Here is a 16,160-nt window from a genome sequence, read left to right as displayed (position 1 = left end):
GCGGGTTAGATGCCCAAACGGGCGAGGGCGACCCTGACCGCGGCGCGGGGCAGCGATTTGAGCGAGCGCCGGCCGACCATCCCGAGATAAGCCAAGGCGTCGCGATATCTGCCGAAGCGGACGGCCTGCATCGCCGAATAGGTGACGAGATGGACCTCGGCGGCCTGGCGCAGCCCGGCCGCCGTACCCTCGGGCAGTCTCGCCAGGATCAGCCCATCGTCGAACACCCGCGCGATCGCAGGGAAGAAGTCCTTCGGCGTCCGCACGGCCGCATTCATGGTGTTGGCGGTGTGCAGGCGATAGTCGAGCAGAAGCTTTGGTGCGAACTCGAACTCGCCGATGGCGGCGAGGCGGCACCAGCAATGCCAGTCCTCGCAATATCTGAGGGAAGGGTCGAAGCCGCCGATGGCGCGGAAGGCCTCCGCACGTGCGAGCGCGATGCCGCCATTGACGATGAAATTGCCGGCCGCGAGCCGCGCCAGCACGTCGCCGGACGGCTTGCGGCGTCCCTTCAGCAGGCCCCGCCGGCCGATCTGCCGTCCCTCGCTGTCGATCGTGTTGTAGTCGCCGTAGACGAGAACCGCGCGCGGAGCATTGCGGGCCGCCGCCAGCAGCGCCGCGACCGCACCGGGGCGCAGGCGGTCGTCGGCATCGAGGAAGAGCAGCCATTCGCCGCTCGCATATCGTGCGCCGAGATTGCGCGCGGCGGATACGCCGGCGGATTCGTTGGTCATCAGGCGCAGCCGCGGGTCACGAATGGCGCGGACGATGGCCGTGGTGGTGTCGCTCGAGCCGTCGTCGACGACGATCACTTCGGTGATCTCGCCTTGCGCCAGCGCGCTGGTGAGGGTTTCGCCGATATAGGCCGCAACGTTCTTGGCGGGAATGACGACGGACACCGATGTGGTTGAGCCGGCCGGCAGCGGGAGACGCGGCGCCGGAACGACGCGCGAGGTAGCCGGTAAATCGAGAACATCTTCGGCGGTGATCAGAGCCACGGCTCGCCTTTAGGGGTCTGTTAACCAGGGCGCATCTGCCGACTGGCATTGCGATCAATCGCAACATTGGCCCGCCGCGAATGATACTCGCATTACGGCCAAATCGTTGTCGCGAAGGCCTGCGTGTTTCTGGTTTCGTAGATTAGCGTTAAGCCGCGGGCATTAAGCCTGTCGCAAATTTGGAAGAGTGCGACAGCCGGTCCCATGCGAGAATGCCGACCTGTTTGCCGCGGATGGATCTAGTGCCCGCAAAGACGTTCGAACACGACCCCGATGCCATCGTCCTCAACCTCTTCTACGAGGACAAGGACGATCGCTGGTTTCCCGGCGACCGGCATCTGCGGCGCATGGCGCGCCGGATGCTGCTCGGTGAGCCGCGCATGAGCGGGCAGCTTCGCGTGTTCCTCAATCTCTGCGCAGGGCTCGACCGGCTCGGTATCCGCTACCGCGTCAACGATTACGGTTACATCGCGCAGCATCCCGACGAACTCGCCTGCATCATCGGCCGCACCTTCCTGCTCGACAAGTTCGCGTGGAAGAATCCGATCCTGCTCGGCGTTGCCGCCCACAATCATCCGCTGGACGATCCTGATCTGTTCAAGCGGCTGCCGGTGAAGAAGGTCGTGGTGCCCGGCCCTTGGTACGTCGACATGTACCGGCCGTACTGGCCCGACACGGAGGCCTGGCCGATCGGCATCGACACGGATCTCTGGGCGCCATCGGCGCCGTCGCAAAAGACCGTCGACGTCCTGATCTACGACAAGGTCCATTGGGACCGCGAGCGCTACGCGCCGGAGCTGATCGAGCCCGTCCGCGCCCGCCTCCTCAAGGAGGGCCGCTCGTTCACGGAATTGCGCTACGGCAGCTACAAGGAAGAAGACTATCAGGCCGCGCTGGCGCGCTCGCGCGCGATGATCTTCCTGTGCCAGAACGAGAGCCAGGGCATCGCCTATCAGCAGGCTCTGTCCTGCGGCGTGCCGGTGTTCGCCTGGGACCCCGGCGGCCCGTGGCGCGACCCGGATTATTATCCGCACCGCGTCCAGTTCGCGCCGGTGTCGTCGGTGCCGTATTGGGATGACCGCTGCGGCGCCAAGTTCATCGACATCGCGGGGTTCGAGGCGGGCTGGGATTGTTTCTGGGCCGGGTGCACCGCTGATGCGTTCGATCCGCGCGGCTTCGTGCTCGACAATCTCACGCTGGAGCAGCGGGCGCTGCAATATTACGAGATCGCGCGCAGCATCGTGGGGCCGCAGACGGCGTCGCGGGCCTCGGGCGTGCTGGTTGACGGATGCTTAACAGGGACGGGCTAACACTTCGAGTTTCCCCGGCTTCACCATTTGCCTCGAGCCATGGATCGCAGCGTCGCTGACATGACCGACGTGGAGACCCGAACGCTGGGCCACGTCCTGCACGATGGGCTCGCGGGGCTGAATGCCGCGCAGGCGGCGCGCTGTCTCGTCGCGGTTGCGGCGCTGCTGCTGGTGCTGATCACGCTCGATCCGTTTCCTGACCTTCGCAACGAGGATGTGACCACGGTCGTCGGCGGGCGCATGGCGCTCACCTATATCTCCTGGGGTCTGCTGGCTGCGGTCGCGATGCTGTTCGTCGCCGGCACCGATGCGCCTGCGCTGAAGAGCCTGGTGACGCCACTGCATCTTTGCCTGGTCGGCTGGCTGTTGATCAACATCGTCTTCTCCGAGAGTCGCGGCGTTTCGATCCAGCGCTTCGTGCTGGCGGTCAGCGTGACGTCGCTCGCCATGCTGTTGCCATTGCTGCCGCCGACACAGCGGACTTTCAACCTGTGCCTAGGCGGCGCCGCGCTCGTGCTGCTGGTGCTGTGCTATCTCGGCGTCTTCCTCGCGCCGCAATATTCGATGCACACCGCGCTCGATCTCACCGAGCCGCAGCTTGCCGGCGACTGGCGCGGCAGCTTCGGCCACAAGAACATCGCTTCGCCGGTGATGACCATCCTGGTCTATGTCGGTATTTATCTCTGCGGCGTCGGCTCGTTCGTGATGGGGCCCGCGATCGCCGCGCTTGCCGGCATCTTCCTGATCTTCACCGGCGGCAAGACATCGACGGTGCTGTGCCTTGCGATCTACGCGCTCGCCTCGCTGGTCTATGTCACGCCAGGCCTGTGGCTGAAGCGGCTCATCTGCTTCGTGCCGCTGATCGTGATGAACCTGCTGACGGTCGGCAGCGTCTTGAGCCCGGCACTCGGGGCGCTGACGCGGCTGCTTCCGCTCGATCCCACCTTCACCGGCCGTTCCGCGATCTGGGAATTCGCGCTCGCGGCCGTCGCCGAGAAGCCGATCATCGGTCACGGCTATGCGGCGTTCTGGGACGACGTGACCGCGCGGCAGACTGCCCAGGGGTCCGAATGGGCGACGTCCGCCGCGCACAGCCACAACAGCTATCTCGACCTCGCGGTCACCATCGGCTTGCCGGGGCTGTTGCTGGTGATTCTCGTCTTCGTGCTCGCACCGCTCGGCAATTTCCAGTCGGCCCAGGCTCACAACCATAGTCGCGCGCTGGCAAAATTGTTCCTCACCGTATGGCTGTTTGGCCTGTATTACGGCGCCACCGAGACCTTCCTGCTCGAACGGCAGAATCCGATCTGGTTCATGTTCGCGCTTGCAGTGGCTGGCCTGCATTTCCTCGCCAGGTTCCAATGCGTTGAACAGACGGAACCGGAGCGCTGACAGCTTGTCGCAGCCGAAGCGATAGTGATGTTGGCTTAACGATAAGCCGTTACGTCACTTGTGGTCTGCGACAAACATAATCTATCTGGAAACATTCAGTAATCGCATGTCCCGCGGATGACGTTTCTCAGCGTCGAGCAATCAGATGGTCTTGCGTCCAGCACGTCGGGAATCGCTGTCGATTTCGTGCGTGACTGGCGGCAGGCCGCATCGCGCCTGAGCGCGGGGCAGCGCACCGCATTCCAGCACGGTTACTGGCTCGGCGCATGGTACGAGGCGTTTCACGACTTTGCACCGCTGATCGCATTGATCTCCGATGCCGCGACCGGCAAGGACATCGCGGTGGTGCCGATGATCAGCCACATCAGGCGCGGCATCCGCATCGTCGAATTCGCCGATCTCGGCGTCTCCGACAACAACGCGCCGATCCTGGCGCTCGATGCCGCGTTGGACGCTGCGGCGACGGATGCGATCGGCAAGGCGCTGATCGACGCGGTGCGCGCCTTGCCCGACCGCTTCGATCTGCTGCGGCTGAAGAAGATGCCGGCCCATGTCGGTGGCAAGCCGAACCCACTGGTGTCGCTCGGACGGATCGGATCCTGCTCGCTCAACGGCAATCTCGTGCTGACGGGCGACGACTATGAGGCCTACCGGGCCTCGATCAAGCGCATGCAGATGCCGCGCTGCTGGCGGGTCTTCAGCCGTCATGCCGGCGCGCGGCTCGAGATCGCGGCGGATGTCGCGCGTGCGCGCGAGCTGCTGGACGTGATGGATGTCCAGCAGCAGGCCCGCATGCGAAAGCTCGGCTCGCGCTTCGTCCTCAACGACGACGCTCATGCCCGATTCTATCGCGAGGTCGCCCGTCAGGGTATCGCGGAGGGCTATGCCGTCATCTCGGCGCTGGTCTGCGACGAGGCCGTCGTCGCCACCACGTTCGGCGTCAGGTCTGGTGCGAGCTATTTCCTCCTGCGCATCAGCCACGCCGGCGATTCATGGTCGAACTGCTCGCCGGGGCTGCTCGTCACCGAACGGACCATGGCGGCGCTGCATGCAGAGGGCGTGCGCCGTTTCGATCTCAGCATCGGCAACCAGGACTACAAGCGCCGCTTCGGCGCCGCGAAGGTCGCATTGACCGATGTCAGCATCGCACTGTCCTGGCGCGGCGCTCCCTATGCATGGCGCGACCATACCGCGCAGAACCTGCGTCGCTATCCCAGGCTCGCCGCCTTCGCCAGCCGGGCGATACGCAAGATGCGGTGACGGAGGCCGCCCGCACCCGCGTCATCTCGAAAGGCCGGCACTGAAGGCGTCCAGCAGCGCGCGACCCTGCGGCCAGTCGCCGAGCCCGCTCGACGCATTGATGTGGCCAAGGGCGCCCAGCACGATCAGACCGGACTTCCAGGCACGCGCCCGCTGCTGCGTCTTATCGAGCCTGCCAAAGGGATCGTCGGTGCTGGCGATGATGAGCGAGGGGAAGCGCAGCGTACGGTCCGGTACCGGCTTGAACGCAGCCGCCTCCGCGGGAAAATTGGCGCCATCGGGATCGGGCACCGCGACCAGAAAAGCACCCGCGATCGTGGATGGGAAGCGCGTGGCCCAGTGCGCCACCAGCAGGCAAGCGAGGCTGTGTGCGACCAGCACCGGCGGCTTCGCGCAGCGCCCGACCACCTGTTCCAGGGATTGCTCCCAATCGGCGAGCTCCGGCCGGTCCCAGCTCGCCGGCTGAAACCGCGTGAAACGTGTATCGTTGCGCTCCCGGAGTGTCTGCCAATGAGTCTCTGCGGAGCCGCCGAGGCCGGGCAAGGTGATGATGTCGTGCATGATCGTCCCGTGATATCTGAGATGCACGTGCAGTGTGGCCGGTCTTGGTGCTGCGTCACATGGCAAGTCATCGGCGAAGGAGATCATCTGCCGATGATCTCAAGGTGGAATGGAGAATTGTCTTGGATCGCTTCGGAAGCATTGACACCAAGGATCTGAAGATCCTGGAGGCATTGCAGGCCAATGCGCGCGTGCCGCTGTCCGAGCTCGGCCGTTCCGTCGGGCTGTCTCAGCCGGCCATCTCCGAGCGCGTGAAGCGGCTCGAGGAAGCCGGGATTATCGAAGGCTACGGCGCCCGCATCAATCCGCGCGCGCTAGGGCTCGGCCTGATGGCGCTGGTCCGCCTGCGCACCTCGCATGAGCACATCAAGACCTGCCTCAAACGGTTCAGCGAGATTCCGCACATCGTCGAAGTCCATCGCGTGACCGGCGATGATTGCTTCGTGCTCAAGGTGCTGGTTCCGGCGCCGGAAGATCTGGAGACGATCGTGGATCGTATCGCCGGCTTCGGCGCTGTGACGACCTCGCTCGTGCTGCGGAGCGAGCCGGCGCGACCGATCGGTAAAGACCTCATCAGGAAGAAGACCGAACGCGGTTGAGGCGTGGCCCGCGCGATCGACATGTCACCGGGCTGTCACAAAGCCTTCGATTGCGCCGAGCTTCGATGATCGCGCGCTTTGTGCTATCGTCGCCTCCGCTTTCCGGAGGCGACATGGAAGATCGTTCGGCAAAATATCGCGCATTCTATGCGCAGTTGATCTGCGCCGCAGCCAAGACGACGGATCCCCGTATCGAACAGGCCTTTCGCACGGTCAGGCGCGAACCCTTCGTTGGGCCCGGACCGTGGTCGATCTCCGTCGGTGGTCATCCCTATGTCGTGACGCCCGACGATGACCCCGCCTTCCTCTATCAAAACACGCTTCTGGCGCTGGATCCGGCGCGCGGCCTCAATATCGGGATGCCGGGCGCGCACGCCTATTGGCTCAGCGGCTGCGGCGTGCGGGAAGGCGAGACGGTGATCCAGATCGGTGCCGGCAGCGGCTACTACACGGCCATTCTGGCCGAGCTCACGGGACCTTCGGGCCGTGTCCATGCCTATGAGATCGACGAACGCCTGGCGGCACTCGCGCGCGAAAATCTGAAGCACATCCCGCATGTCGAGCTGGAAGATCGCTCGGGCATCGCGTCCGATTTACCGGGAGCGGATGTGATCTACGTCTGTGCGGGCGCGGCGCAGCCGGCCACGGAATGGCTCGATGCGCTGCGGCCCGGCGGCCGGCTGGTGTTTCCGTTGGCGCCGGAGGGCATGCTCGGTGGCATGTTGATGATCACGCGCCCGGACGAGGGCGCGGTCTGGCCGGCGAAATTCCTGAGTCGAGCCCAGTTCATCGGCTGCGCGGGACTGCAGGACGCAGATGCCGGCCGGCGATTGGCCGAGGCGTTCGCCAAAGGATGGGAGAGCGTGCAGTCGCTGCGCAGAGAGGGCGCTCCGGACGAGATGTGCTGGTTTGCCGGTGAGGGCTGGTGGCTTTCGACGGCTGCGGCACCCGTCCAGACGAATTCAATCAAGCCGCACGCCGACCTCACGCAGGCGTGACTGATCGCTCGCGCCTTACGATTTCGCGCACCCGGCGCAATGCAGCCGGCCGCGCGAGGCGCGGAACAGGCTGCGGCAATACCAGCGCCGCGCCAATGCTTGCGCAGGCCTGCGGATCATCTGCGCGATCAACAAGAGTTCGAAAGCCATTCGTATCGCTTTTGGTCAAATATCCCGACCACGTAGATGGGGCGGCATTCCCGAATGAGAACGCCGCCCCCGTCGCATCAGCCATGCGGTCGTTCGCCAAGCCTAACTGCGAGGCTCAGCCGTGAAGTTTCCTGGCGGTCTCCGCGATCTGGCGGCCCTGATAGCGCGCGCCGGCGAGCTCGTTGGCGCTGGGCTGGCGGCTGCCGTCGCCGCCGGTGATCGTGGTGGCGCCGTAGGGGGCGCCACCGGTGACCTCGTCGAGCTTCATCTGGCCGGCGAAGCCGTAGTTCAGACCGACCACGACCATGCCGAAATGCAGCAAATTGGTGATGATCGAGAACAGCGTCGTCTCCTGGCCGCCATGCTGGGTCGCGCTCGCGGTGAAGGCGCCGCCGACCTTGCCGTGCAGCGCGCCCTTGGCCCAGAGCCCGCCGGCCTGGTCCAAAAAGTTCGCCATCTGCGAGGCCATGCGGCCGAAGCGGGTGCCGGTGCCGACGATGATTGCGTCGTAATTGACGAGGTCCTCAATCTTGGCGACGGGTGCTGCCTGATCGACCTTGTAATAGGACGCCTTGGCGACTTCGGCCGGCACCAGCTCGGGCACGCGCTTGATGTCGACGGTGGCGCCGGCCTCGCGCGCGCCTTCGGCAACAGCGTTGGCCATCGCTTCGATGTGGCCATAGGCGGAATAATAGAGGACGAGAACTTTGGTCATGGTGGTCTCCGTTGGGATCGATGTTGACTGTTTGTGGGGGACGTCATGCCCGGGCAGAAGCGCGAAGCGCGTCTTCGCGCTAGATGTCCCGGGCATCCACGTTCTTGTGCGCCCATGGTGGGGCGTGGATGGCCGGGACAAGCCCGGCCATGACGAAGCGCGTTGTTAAGCCGCGTCGACGAGCACGAGCTCGGAGTCTTCGAGCGCCGTGATCTTCAGCTTGTCCTCGTCGCGGATCGCGGCGCCGTCGCGGGCGTTGACGCGCACGCCGTTGATTTCGACCGCGCCTGCCGCCGGCACGAGATAGAGATGCCGCGACCTCTCGGGCTCATACTCCGCGCTCTCGCCGGCCTTCAGCGTGGTGGCGAGCACCCGTGCATCGGCGCGGATCGGCAGCGCATCGGTGTCACCTTCGATCCCGCTGGCGATGGTGACGAGCTTGCCGGTGCGGTCCGCCTTCGGAAACGGCTTCGAGCCCCAGGTCGGCTGGCCGCCACGCGCGGTCGGTTCGATCCAGATCTGGAAGATCCGGGTCTTGGTCGGCTCGAGATTGTATTCGGAGTGGCGAACACCGCTGCCGGCGCTCATCACCTGCACGTCGCCCGCTTCGGTGCGGCCCTCGTTGCCGAGGCTGTCCTGATGGGTGATCGCGCCCTCGCGCACATAGGTGATGATTTCCATGTTGGCGTGAGGATGGGCGGGAAAGCCGGTGTTCGGCGCGATCTCGTCGTCGTTCCACACCCGCAAGGCGCCGTGGCCCATGTTGTTCGGATCGTAGTGGCTGGCGAAGGAGAAATGGTGCTTGGCCTTGAGCCAGCCGTGATCGGCGCCGCCGAGCTTTGCGAAAGGTCTGAGTTCGATCATCTGCGTAATTCCTTTGTGTGATCCTTTGGGTTGAACGGCTGCCGCCTTGATCAGGCGCCGAACCCGCCGTCGACGTTGAGCACCGTGCCGGTGACGAAGGAGGCTTCCGGGCTTGCGAGGAACACGACGCCGGCGGCGACTTCCTCGGGGCGGCCGAAGCGCTGCAGCGCGTGCTGCTTGCGCTGCGTCTCGGCGAACTCGCCGCCGTCCTTCGGGTTCATGTCGGTGTCGATCGAGCCGGGCTGCACCACGTTGACGGTGATGCCGCGCGGGCCGAGGTCGCGTGCCGCGCCCTTGGTGTAGCCGACGACGGCCGCCTTGGTGGCGACGTAGTCGGCAAGCCCCGGGAACGAGGCGCGGTCGGCGAGCATGGAGCCGACGGTGACGATGCGGCCGCCTTCGCCCATCAATTGCGAAGCAGCGCGGATCGCCGCGATCACGCCGTGTACGTTGATGGAATCCTGCCGTTCAAGCGCGGCCGTGTCAGCCTTCGCATCGTCGATCGCGCCGCCGGCGGCAACGCCGGCATTGTTGACGAGGATGTCGAGATGGCCGAATTCCCTGGCGACGTCATTGACGAGCTGCGTCACGTCCTTGGCCGAGGCCTGATCGGCCTTGAAAGCGCGGGCCTTGACGCCGCGGGCCTTGAGCTCGGTAACGACCGCCTCGGCCTTTTCGGGCGAGGCGACATAGCTGATGGCGACATCCGCACCTTCATCGGCGAGAGCGCGGGCCGAGGCCGCGCCGATGCCGCGCGAGCCGCCGGTGACGAGGGCAACCTTGCCTGAGAGCTTCTTGGTCATTGGATTTCTCCATTTCCTGAATGTCTGATGCCCCTTGGATAAGCCTCCGCCTGTGGTATAGAAATAGAAACTGTTGAAACGCATTGTTTCCCAGAATACCCCAATTGGACCGGCGCACATGGCAAAACTTCCCGATTTCGAGGCGCTCGCGATTTTCGCAAAAGTCGTGGAATTACGGTCGTTTGCAGGGGCCGCGAGCGAGCTCGCGATGTCCAAGGCAACGGTGTCCAAGGCGGTCACGCGACTGGAGGAACGGCTCGGTGCCCGGCTGTTCAACCGCACCTCGCGGCGGCTGGCGCTGACCGATGCCGGGCACAAGCTCGCCGAACGCGCCACGCGTCTGCTCGTCGACGGCGAGGCGGCCGAGAACGAGGCGCTGGCGCAATCGGTGGCGCCGCGCGGCCTGGTCCGGCTCGCCGTGCCCATGACGTTCGGGATCAAGGCGGTGGCGCCGCTGCTGCCGGAGTTCTTCGAAACCTATCCGGAGGTCTCGGTCGATCTGCATCTGAGCGATGCGACCATCGATCTGATCGGCGAGGGTTTTGACATGGCGGTGCGGATCGCGCGGCTGCCGGACTCCTCGCTGATCGCGCGGCGGCTTTTCACCATGCCGCGCTTCACGGTGGCCGCGCCGTCCTATCTGAAGCGCCATGGACGGCCCACGCATCCGATGCATCTCGCCGAACACAAATGCTTCAGCTACGCCTATCTCTCGACGCCCAATGTCTGGAACTACACCAATTCGGCAGGCGAGCAGGCGAGCGTCCGTCCGGGCGGACAGCTTCGCGTCAACAACGGTGAAGCCGTGATGCCGGCGCTGATCGCCGGTCTCGGCATCGCCGAGCTGCCCGAGTTCATCGTCGGCGAGGCGATTTCGTCCGGCGAGGTTGAGGTGATCCTGAAAGACTGGAAGCAGGCCGAAGGCGCCGTGCATCTGGTGACGCCACCCGGCGGCCCGCGCCCCGCACGCGTCGAGGCGCTCGGCGATTTTCTCGCGGCGAAGCTGCCAGGCACGTGCAAGCGGCGGCCGAAGAAGGGTGTCAACAAAGCGGGGTAGATCCCTTGGTGGGCACGGCGCGTTGCGCCTTTGCCCACCCTACGTGATCTCGCTAGTCTATCCTGCAAACGGCTATCGTAGGGTGGGCAAAGCGAAGCGTGCCCACGCCTTTGCCTGATGGGATCGCAGATGTCTCGATATCGGCGCACACAAGGCAGCACATTCTTCTTTACGGTCGTGCTCGCCGATCGTTCAAGCACTCTGCTCGCGGATCATGTTGATCGCCTAAGACGAATTTACCAAACCGTTCAGCAGCGCCGACCGTTCGAGACCGTCGCGATCTGTATCCTGCCCGACCATCTCCATGCCATTTGGTCGCTCCCGGAGAATGATTCCGACTTTTCGTCGCGTTGGAATTTGATCAAGGGCGGTTTCTCGCGAGGATTGGAAGCGCAGGAGCGCTCGGCAAGCAAGTCACTCAAGCGCGAGAAGGGAATTTGGCAGCGCCGCTACTGGGAGCACGCGATTCGAGACGACGCGGACTTGGAGCGCCACGTCGATTACATCCACTTCAATCCAGTGAAGCATGGCCTCGTCACGCGTGTGCGCGATTGGTCGCTCAGCAGCTTCCATCGCTACGTCGACCAAGGCACTCTCCCCGTGGATTGGGGAGGGGATATGCGGGATATCGCGGGGCAGTTCGGAGAATGATGGTGGGCACGGCGCGCGAAGAGCGCGCCTTTGCCCACCCTACGAGATCTCGCTCGTCGATCCTCCGCACAACTATCGTAGGGTGGGCAAAGCGAAGCGTGCCCACCATTTCAGATTACGACTTCCGATCACGACACCTTCACGCCGTCGATTGCGACAATGCGCAAGGCTGGCTTCAGCGTCCCTTCCAGCTGCGTCTTCAATTCGTGCACACGTGGGTCGTTCGAGCGTGCCGCGCAGGCGGCGTATTGATGGACCGATTGCGCCAGCGCGCGCCGCGCTTCCGGCGTTCGCGTCAATTCGGGCTTTGAAAGCCGCAAGACGATCGCTGCGAGATTCACCAGCATCTCGTCCAGGGCGACGTCGATGGTCGCAAGATTCCGCATCACCCACTCCCTCAAGAGGGCAACAGCGGGTTCAGGGAAGCGTTCCGGGCCGGGCCGAACATGGTCAATACTTCGTAAACGCCTTGTTCTTGCCGCTCGGCCGGTTAGGCTGCCAGCGAAACAAAGAAAATCGGGGGCGAGGGGACTATGATGGATCGACGCGATCTCTTGCGCGCGGCTGCGGCATTGCCGTTGTTGCGGGCTGCTTTACCTGACAAGGCCTTCGCGCAAGCCTATCCGGTGCGCAACATCACCATGATCGTGCCGTTTCCGGCGGGCGGTCAGGCCGATCTTGCCGCGCGTCCGGTCGCGATGGCGCTGGAGCGGGTCCTCGGCAAGCCCGTCATTGTCGACAACCGCGCCGGTGGCGGCGGCGGATCGGTCGGCAATGCTGCGGCGGCGCGCGCGGAGCCCGACGGCTACACGCTGCTGATGACGCTGTCCTCGCTCGCGGTGCTCCCCGAGGCCGATCGCCTGTTCGACCGACCCGTTGCGTACGAAGTCTCGCAGTTCATGCCGATCGCGCGCGTCCTCGCCGATCCCACGCTGCTCGCGGTGCCGGCCTCGGCGCCGTGGAAGACGGCGCAGGATTTTGTCGAGGATGCGAAGAAGCGGCCGGGCCAAATCACTTACGGCTCGTCCGGTCCTTACGGGACGCTGCATGTCGCGATGGAGATGTTCGCGAGCAGCGCCGAGATCAAGTTGCTGCATGTTCCGTTCCGCGGCGCGGGCCCGGCGCTGACCGCGCTGCTCAGCGGCACCGTGCAGGCGATAGCAGCCGCGCCCGGCACCCTGAAGCCGCAGGTCGACGACGGCAAGCTGCGCGTGCTCGGCAATTGCGGCGCACAGCGCATCGCGAGCTTCCCCGACGTTCCGACCTTTCAGGAGCTCGGCTACAAGGACGTCGAGATGTACATCTGGGCCGGGCTCTTTGCACAGAGCGCTCTTCCTGCGCCGGTCGCGAGCCGCCTGCGCGAAGCGATGGCGAAGGTGATGACGAGTCCGGATGTGCTCAGGAGCTTCGAGGCCTCGGGCAGTCTGGCCGCCTATCAGGACGCGCCGGCATTCTCGCAATTCGTGGCGACGGACAGCGCGCGGCTGATCGCGGCGGTGAAGAAGATCGGCAAGGTGGAATAGGTTCCCGCCGCATTTTCACATTTTTTTGTTGGTTCAGAACCTGACCGCGTCTCATTGATTGAAGACAAATCAAGGAAAGCGAGAAGGATCGGGACATGCGAACAGAGCGAATTGCGATGGGTCTGGCGCTTGCAGTCAGCGGCATCGTCGCGCAGGGCGCGGCATCAGCCCAGGACTATCGCGGCACAATGGAACAGCAGATGGCGTGCACGCCGGATGTCTGGCGCCTGTGCAGCGACCAGATTCCGGACACGAACCGCATTGTGACCTGCCTGCAGCAGAACACGCCGCAGCTTTCGAGCGCATGCCGGGCGGTGTTCCAGTCGAACAACCAGGCCCAGCCGCAGCAGCCGGTCCCGCGCGGCCGGGCTGTGCCGCCGCCGCGCTACAACAATGCGCCGCCGCCTGTCGCCGCGCCACCACGTCCCTATGATGATGACAACGACTAGAGCATGATCCGGAAAAGTGTGATGCGATTTTCCGAAAAGGTCATGCTCAAGTCATGACCTGAAGCGACCGCCTCACTCCCGACTCGTTTAGCGATCCCGCTTGCTGTTCGGCTCGGGTCGCTGCCGGAGTGCTGTCCGCAAGAGGGCACCGAAGAGCAATGCTGCGACCGGCCAATGGAACCAGATCTTGTGCATGCCGGTGAAAACGTTGATCAGAATCAGAAAGCCCGAAACCGTGAGGGCCACTGCAACCGGGCGGGGCAGCTTCGCCAGCCAATCCGAGACGAAGCCCATCCAGGTGGATGGCTCGTGCCTGCTGTCAATCCATCGCGCGCCAGTTTCCGAATCTGCAACAGCCCGCCCCTGGGGAGGGAGGCTTTCGTCAACCGGGAAGCTCCGTCGCCCAGCGCTTTGGCCGCTCATGGCCACGCGATAGCTGGTCATGGGAGCAACGTTCTTCATTGGTCGCTGGCCGAGACAGTCGAAGCCAACGGACAATTTGTTGTGCACCTGATCGTAGACGGAGCTTGAGATCACAACGCCGCCGGGTTCGGCGAGCTCTTGCAGCCGCGACGCGATATTGACTCCGTCGCCATAGATGTCGGACCCGTCCACCATCACATCGCCGAGGTTAATGCCGATGCGAAACCGCATCGGGTTCGCGTGAGGTGGGTCCGAATCCTGGTTGGAAATTTCCTGCTGAATTTCGACCGCACATTGCACGGCCTCGACGACGCTGGCGAACTCGGCGATCACAGCATCGCCCCAGGTATTCACGATCCGGCCGTCATGACGCTCCACCAGTCCCGCAAAGGCAGTGCGGTAGCGGCGCAGCGTCTCCAACGTTCCGGTCTCGTCTGCCTCCATGAGGCGAGAATAGCCCTGCACGTCAGCGCACAGGACGGTGGTCAATCGTCGTTTCACCTTGTCGTCGGTCATGGTCCATATGGTAGCCTCCCTGACCGGCAATTGCATCAGGCATCGCATCTGGCCCCATCGCGGCTCAACGACCGGTCGTCCAGTCCCGAAACCGTCATACTCGTGCAACGAATGCAGCCAGCCAGGTGCCAAAACCGACCTGGCGTGAGGTCGCCCTCCGCGCCGTGGTTCACGAGGACAGGCCGGAGCCGCCTTAAGGCCTGTGCTCGCAGACGTCGACCCATTCGGCCGCGGTGAGCTCCGCCATCCGCTCGGGCGTGATGCGCACGGCGCTGTGGGTCGAGCCTGCGGCCGGCACCACCACGTCGAACGCCTTCAGCGACACATCGCAATAAATCGGCAGCGGTGACTTCAGTCCGAACGGGCAGACGCCGCCGACCTCGTGGCCGGTGATCTCGGCAACCTCCTCCAGCCCCAGCATCTTCGGCTTGCCGCCGAACGCAGCCTTGACCTTCTTGTTGTCCATGCGCGAGGTGCCGGCGGCAACGATCAGGATCACACGCTCGCCGATGCGCAACGACAGGGTCTTGGCGATCCGGCCGGGCTCGACGCCATAGGCTTCGGCGGCCAGCGGCACCGTGGCCGAGCTGATCGGGGATTCGATGACGGAGATGTCGGGGGCTTTCTCGGCGAAGAAGGCGCGAACGGATTGAAGGCTCATTCCAAACAGCTCATTCCAGACTCATGGGCGGGCGGCGATGCTTAGGCGACCGTTGGCAGTTCCGAGAGCGCGCGGACACGATGATCCGGCGCGAACCCTAGCTCGTCCATCTGGGTCCGGATCGCCTTATACATCGTCAGCGGTGCCACGAGTTCGTTCTCGACGCAAGCCAGCGCCATCGCCTCGGGCGTCACACGTTCGATCCAGGCGACGTTCAGTCCGAACGACTTCGCGCCCGCGACATCCCAGGGATTGGACGAGACGAACAGAACCTCATCCGGCCTGGTGCCGAACACCTCGCCGATCAGCGTGTAGGCCTCTGGAGACGGCTTGAAGACCTTCTTCGCATCCACGCTGATGGTGGCATCGAGCAGACGGTCGAGCCCGGAATTGCGCACGAGCGCATTCAGCATGTCCGGACTGCCATTCGAGAGGATGGCGAGTTTTCGCGGCTTCAGCGCCGCAAGCGCGGCGGCTGCATCCGGATAGAGATCGAGATCCAGATATTTCTCGATCACCCGCTCGAACGCTTCGCCTTCATAGGCGAGGCCGAGCAGGCGCAGCGTATAGGCGAGCGAGTCGCGCGTGACGGCGGCAAAATCCTGGTAGCGCCGCATCAGCGAGCGCAACCAGGTGTATTCGAGCTGCTTGATCCGCCAGACCTGCGTGATGATCTCGCCATAGCCCGGAAAAGCATCCTCGGTGATCTCTGCGACGGACTGGATGTCGTAGAGCGTTCCGTAAGCGTCGAAGACGACGGCCTTGATGCTCATGGCTCGCTCCTTTGGGACTTTGCGGTGGCGCACGGACAATACCGAAACGGCCCGGTACTCGACAAGGTCGGAACCTTCTTCAAACAATCGTCACCCCGTCGACCTCGCGCAGCAGATTGACACTGCCGCCGGCAGGCGTTTAATTCAGGGTACGGGGATTTGCGATCTCCCCGCGAGGCGACATGCCCAAGTATCGCGTCCTGGTCACCAAGGACGCCGCATGTCTTCTTTCATCTCGATCTCATCAGAGAAATTGTCCCGTCAATTGGTGCCGCCAGCGCGCCGACCCTCGTCGATGTCCGTATCGACAAGGACCGCGCGGTCTATTTGCGCACTCGACAAGACGGCGAGCACCAAGAGCTAGCGAGCACACGGGGCAAGTCGGGGACGACGATGACGTGGAGGGCTCCATGACGACGAATACCGACCGCCGAGACTTCATCAGGTGCGTGGGGGC

18 protein-coding genes are annotated in these 16,160 nt (G+C 64.2%); 9 read left to right on the top strand and 9 right to left on the bottom strand.

Going from position 1 to position 16,160, the window contains the following annotated elements:
• Positions 1-5: 5 nt before the first annotated feature.
• Positions 6-992 (bottom strand): glycosyltransferase, encoded by a 987-nt coding sequence (locus AB7290_RS37785; protein ID WP_085403441.1) that lies wholly within the window; start codon positions 990-992, stop codon positions 6-8.
• A 248-nt stretch (positions 993-1,240) separates the two neighbouring features.
• On the opposite strand from AB7290_RS37785, the gene AB7290_RS37780 reads away from it, so the two are divergent.
• From AB7290_RS37780 to AB7290_RS37770, 3 genes are all read left to right on the top strand, one after another.
• The gene (locus tag AB7290_RS37780; protein ID WP_085403440.1) at positions 1,241-2,308 is read left to right on the top strand and encodes a glycosyltransferase; all 1,068 of its coding nucleotides are present in this window, start codon (positions 1,241-1,243) and stop codon (positions 2,306-2,308) included.
• A gap of 39 nt (positions 2,309-2,347) precedes the next feature.
• The gene (locus AB7290_RS37775) at positions 2,348-3,700 is read left to right on the top strand and encodes an O-antigen ligase family protein (RefSeq protein WP_085403396.1); all 1,353 of its coding nucleotides are present in this window, start codon (positions 2,348-2,350) and stop codon (positions 3,698-3,700) included.
• A gap of 117 nt (positions 3,701-3,817) precedes the next feature.
• Entirely contained in the window at positions 3,818-4,960 is a 1,143-nt protein-coding gene (locus tag AB7290_RS37770; RefSeq protein ID WP_085403395.1) for a GNAT family N-acetyltransferase, read from the top strand.
• A 21-nt stretch (positions 4,961-4,981) separates the two neighbouring features.
• Here the strand turns inward: AB7290_RS37770 and AB7290_RS37765 are convergent, their stop codons facing one another.
• Positions 4,982-5,521, bottom strand: coding sequence for an RBBP9/YdeN family alpha/beta hydrolase (locus AB7290_RS37765; protein WP_085403394.1), 540 nt, complete (start codon positions 5,519-5,521; stop codon positions 4,982-4,984).
• Positions 5,522-5,643: 122 nt separating this feature from the next.
• Between AB7290_RS37765 and AB7290_RS37760 the strand changes: the two genes are divergently transcribed.
• Entirely contained in the window at positions 5,644-6,120 is a 477-nt protein-coding gene (locus tag AB7290_RS37760; RefSeq protein WP_014491880.1) for an Lrp/AsnC family transcriptional regulator, read from the top strand.
• Between the two features lie 113 nt (positions 6,121-6,233).
• Complete coding sequence (locus AB7290_RS37755; RefSeq protein WP_085403439.1) at positions 6,234-7,118, top strand: protein-L-isoaspartate O-methyltransferase family protein; 885 nt, start codon at positions 6,234-6,236, stop codon at positions 7,116-7,118.
• Between the two features lie 265 nt (positions 7,119-7,383).
• Here the strand turns inward: AB7290_RS37755 and wrbA are convergent, their stop codons facing one another.
• From wrbA to AB7290_RS37740, 3 genes are all read right to left on the bottom strand, one after another.
• A complete protein-coding gene (gene wrbA / locus AB7290_RS37750; RefSeq protein ID WP_071909485.1) occupies positions 7,384-7,983 on the bottom strand; it encodes an NAD(P)H:quinone oxidoreductase in 600 nt (199 codons plus the stop codon).
• Between the two features lie 165 nt (positions 7,984-8,148).
• Entirely contained in the window at positions 8,149-8,847 is a 699-nt protein-coding gene (locus tag AB7290_RS37745) for a pirin family protein (protein ID WP_085403393.1), read from the bottom strand.
• Between the two features lie 50 nt (positions 8,848-8,897).
• Positions 8,898-9,650 (bottom strand): SDR family NAD(P)-dependent oxidoreductase, encoded by a 753-nt coding sequence (locus AB7290_RS37740; RefSeq protein WP_028147961.1) that lies wholly within the window; start codon positions 9,648-9,650, stop codon positions 8,898-8,900.
• 118 nt (positions 9,651-9,768) lie between these two features.
• Here AB7290_RS37740 and AB7290_RS37735 point away from each other — a divergent pair, with 118 nt between their 5' ends.
• Together AB7290_RS37735 and AB7290_RS37730 are read left to right on the top strand one after the other, a co-directional pair.
• Positions 9,769-10,707, top strand: coding sequence for a LysR family transcriptional regulator (locus AB7290_RS37735; RefSeq protein WP_085403392.1), 939 nt, complete (start codon positions 9,769-9,771; stop codon positions 10,705-10,707).
• Between the two features lie 129 nt (positions 10,708-10,836).
• Positions 10,837-11,358: an REP-associated tyrosine transposase gene (locus AB7290_RS37730; protein WP_085403391.1), complete on the top strand. Its 522-nt coding sequence runs from the start codon at positions 10,837-10,839 to the stop codon at positions 11,356-11,358.
• 128 nt (positions 11,359-11,486) lie between these two features.
• On the opposite strand, the gene AB7290_RS37725 is transcribed toward AB7290_RS37730, so the two are convergent.
• The gene (locus tag AB7290_RS37725) at positions 11,487-11,744 is read right to left on the bottom strand and encodes a hypothetical protein (protein ID WP_085403390.1); all 258 of its coding nucleotides are present in this window, start codon (positions 11,742-11,744) and stop codon (positions 11,487-11,489) included.
• Between the two features lie 150 nt (positions 11,745-11,894).
• On the opposite strand from AB7290_RS37725, the gene AB7290_RS37720 reads away from it, so the two are divergent.
• Entirely contained in the window at positions 11,895-12,881 is a 987-nt protein-coding gene (locus tag AB7290_RS37720; RefSeq protein WP_085403438.1) for a tripartite tricarboxylate transporter substrate binding protein, read from the top strand.
• Positions 12,882-12,976: 95 nt separating this feature from the next.
• Complete coding sequence (locus AB7290_RS37715; RefSeq protein ID WP_085403389.1) at positions 12,977-13,330, top strand: hypothetical protein; 354 nt, start codon at positions 12,977-12,979, stop codon at positions 13,328-13,330.
• A gap of 87 nt (positions 13,331-13,417) precedes the next feature.
• Here AB7290_RS37715 and AB7290_RS37710 read toward each other — a convergent pair whose 3' ends face one another.
• The 3 genes from AB7290_RS37710 to AB7290_RS37700 form a co-directional block, all read right to left on the bottom strand.
• Positions 13,418-14,269: an adenylate/guanylate cyclase domain-containing protein gene (locus tag AB7290_RS37710; protein WP_085403388.1), complete on the bottom strand. Its 852-nt coding sequence runs from the start codon at positions 14,267-14,269 to the stop codon at positions 13,418-13,420.
• Positions 14,270-14,462: 193 nt separating this feature from the next.
• Positions 14,463-14,930, bottom strand: coding sequence for a YbaK/EbsC family protein (locus AB7290_RS37705; RefSeq protein ID WP_014491890.1), 468 nt, complete (start codon positions 14,928-14,930; stop codon positions 14,463-14,465).
• A gap of 41 nt (positions 14,931-14,971) precedes the next feature.
• The gene (locus tag AB7290_RS37700) at positions 14,972-15,703 is read right to left on the bottom strand and encodes a haloacid dehalogenase type II (protein WP_085403387.1); all 732 of its coding nucleotides are present in this window, start codon (positions 15,701-15,703) and stop codon (positions 14,972-14,974) included.
• Positions 15,704-16,160: the final 457 nt, after the last annotated feature.

Source organism: Bradyrhizobium sp. 613_E4_N2_2, assembly GCF_052075995.1.
Classification (GTDB): domain Bacteria; phylum Pseudomonadota; class Alphaproteobacteria; order Rhizobiales; family Xanthobacteraceae; genus Bradyrhizobium; species Bradyrhizobium barranii.
Note: the sequence above shows the minus strand (reverse complement) of the source record. Positions and strands in the feature narration are given on the sequence as shown.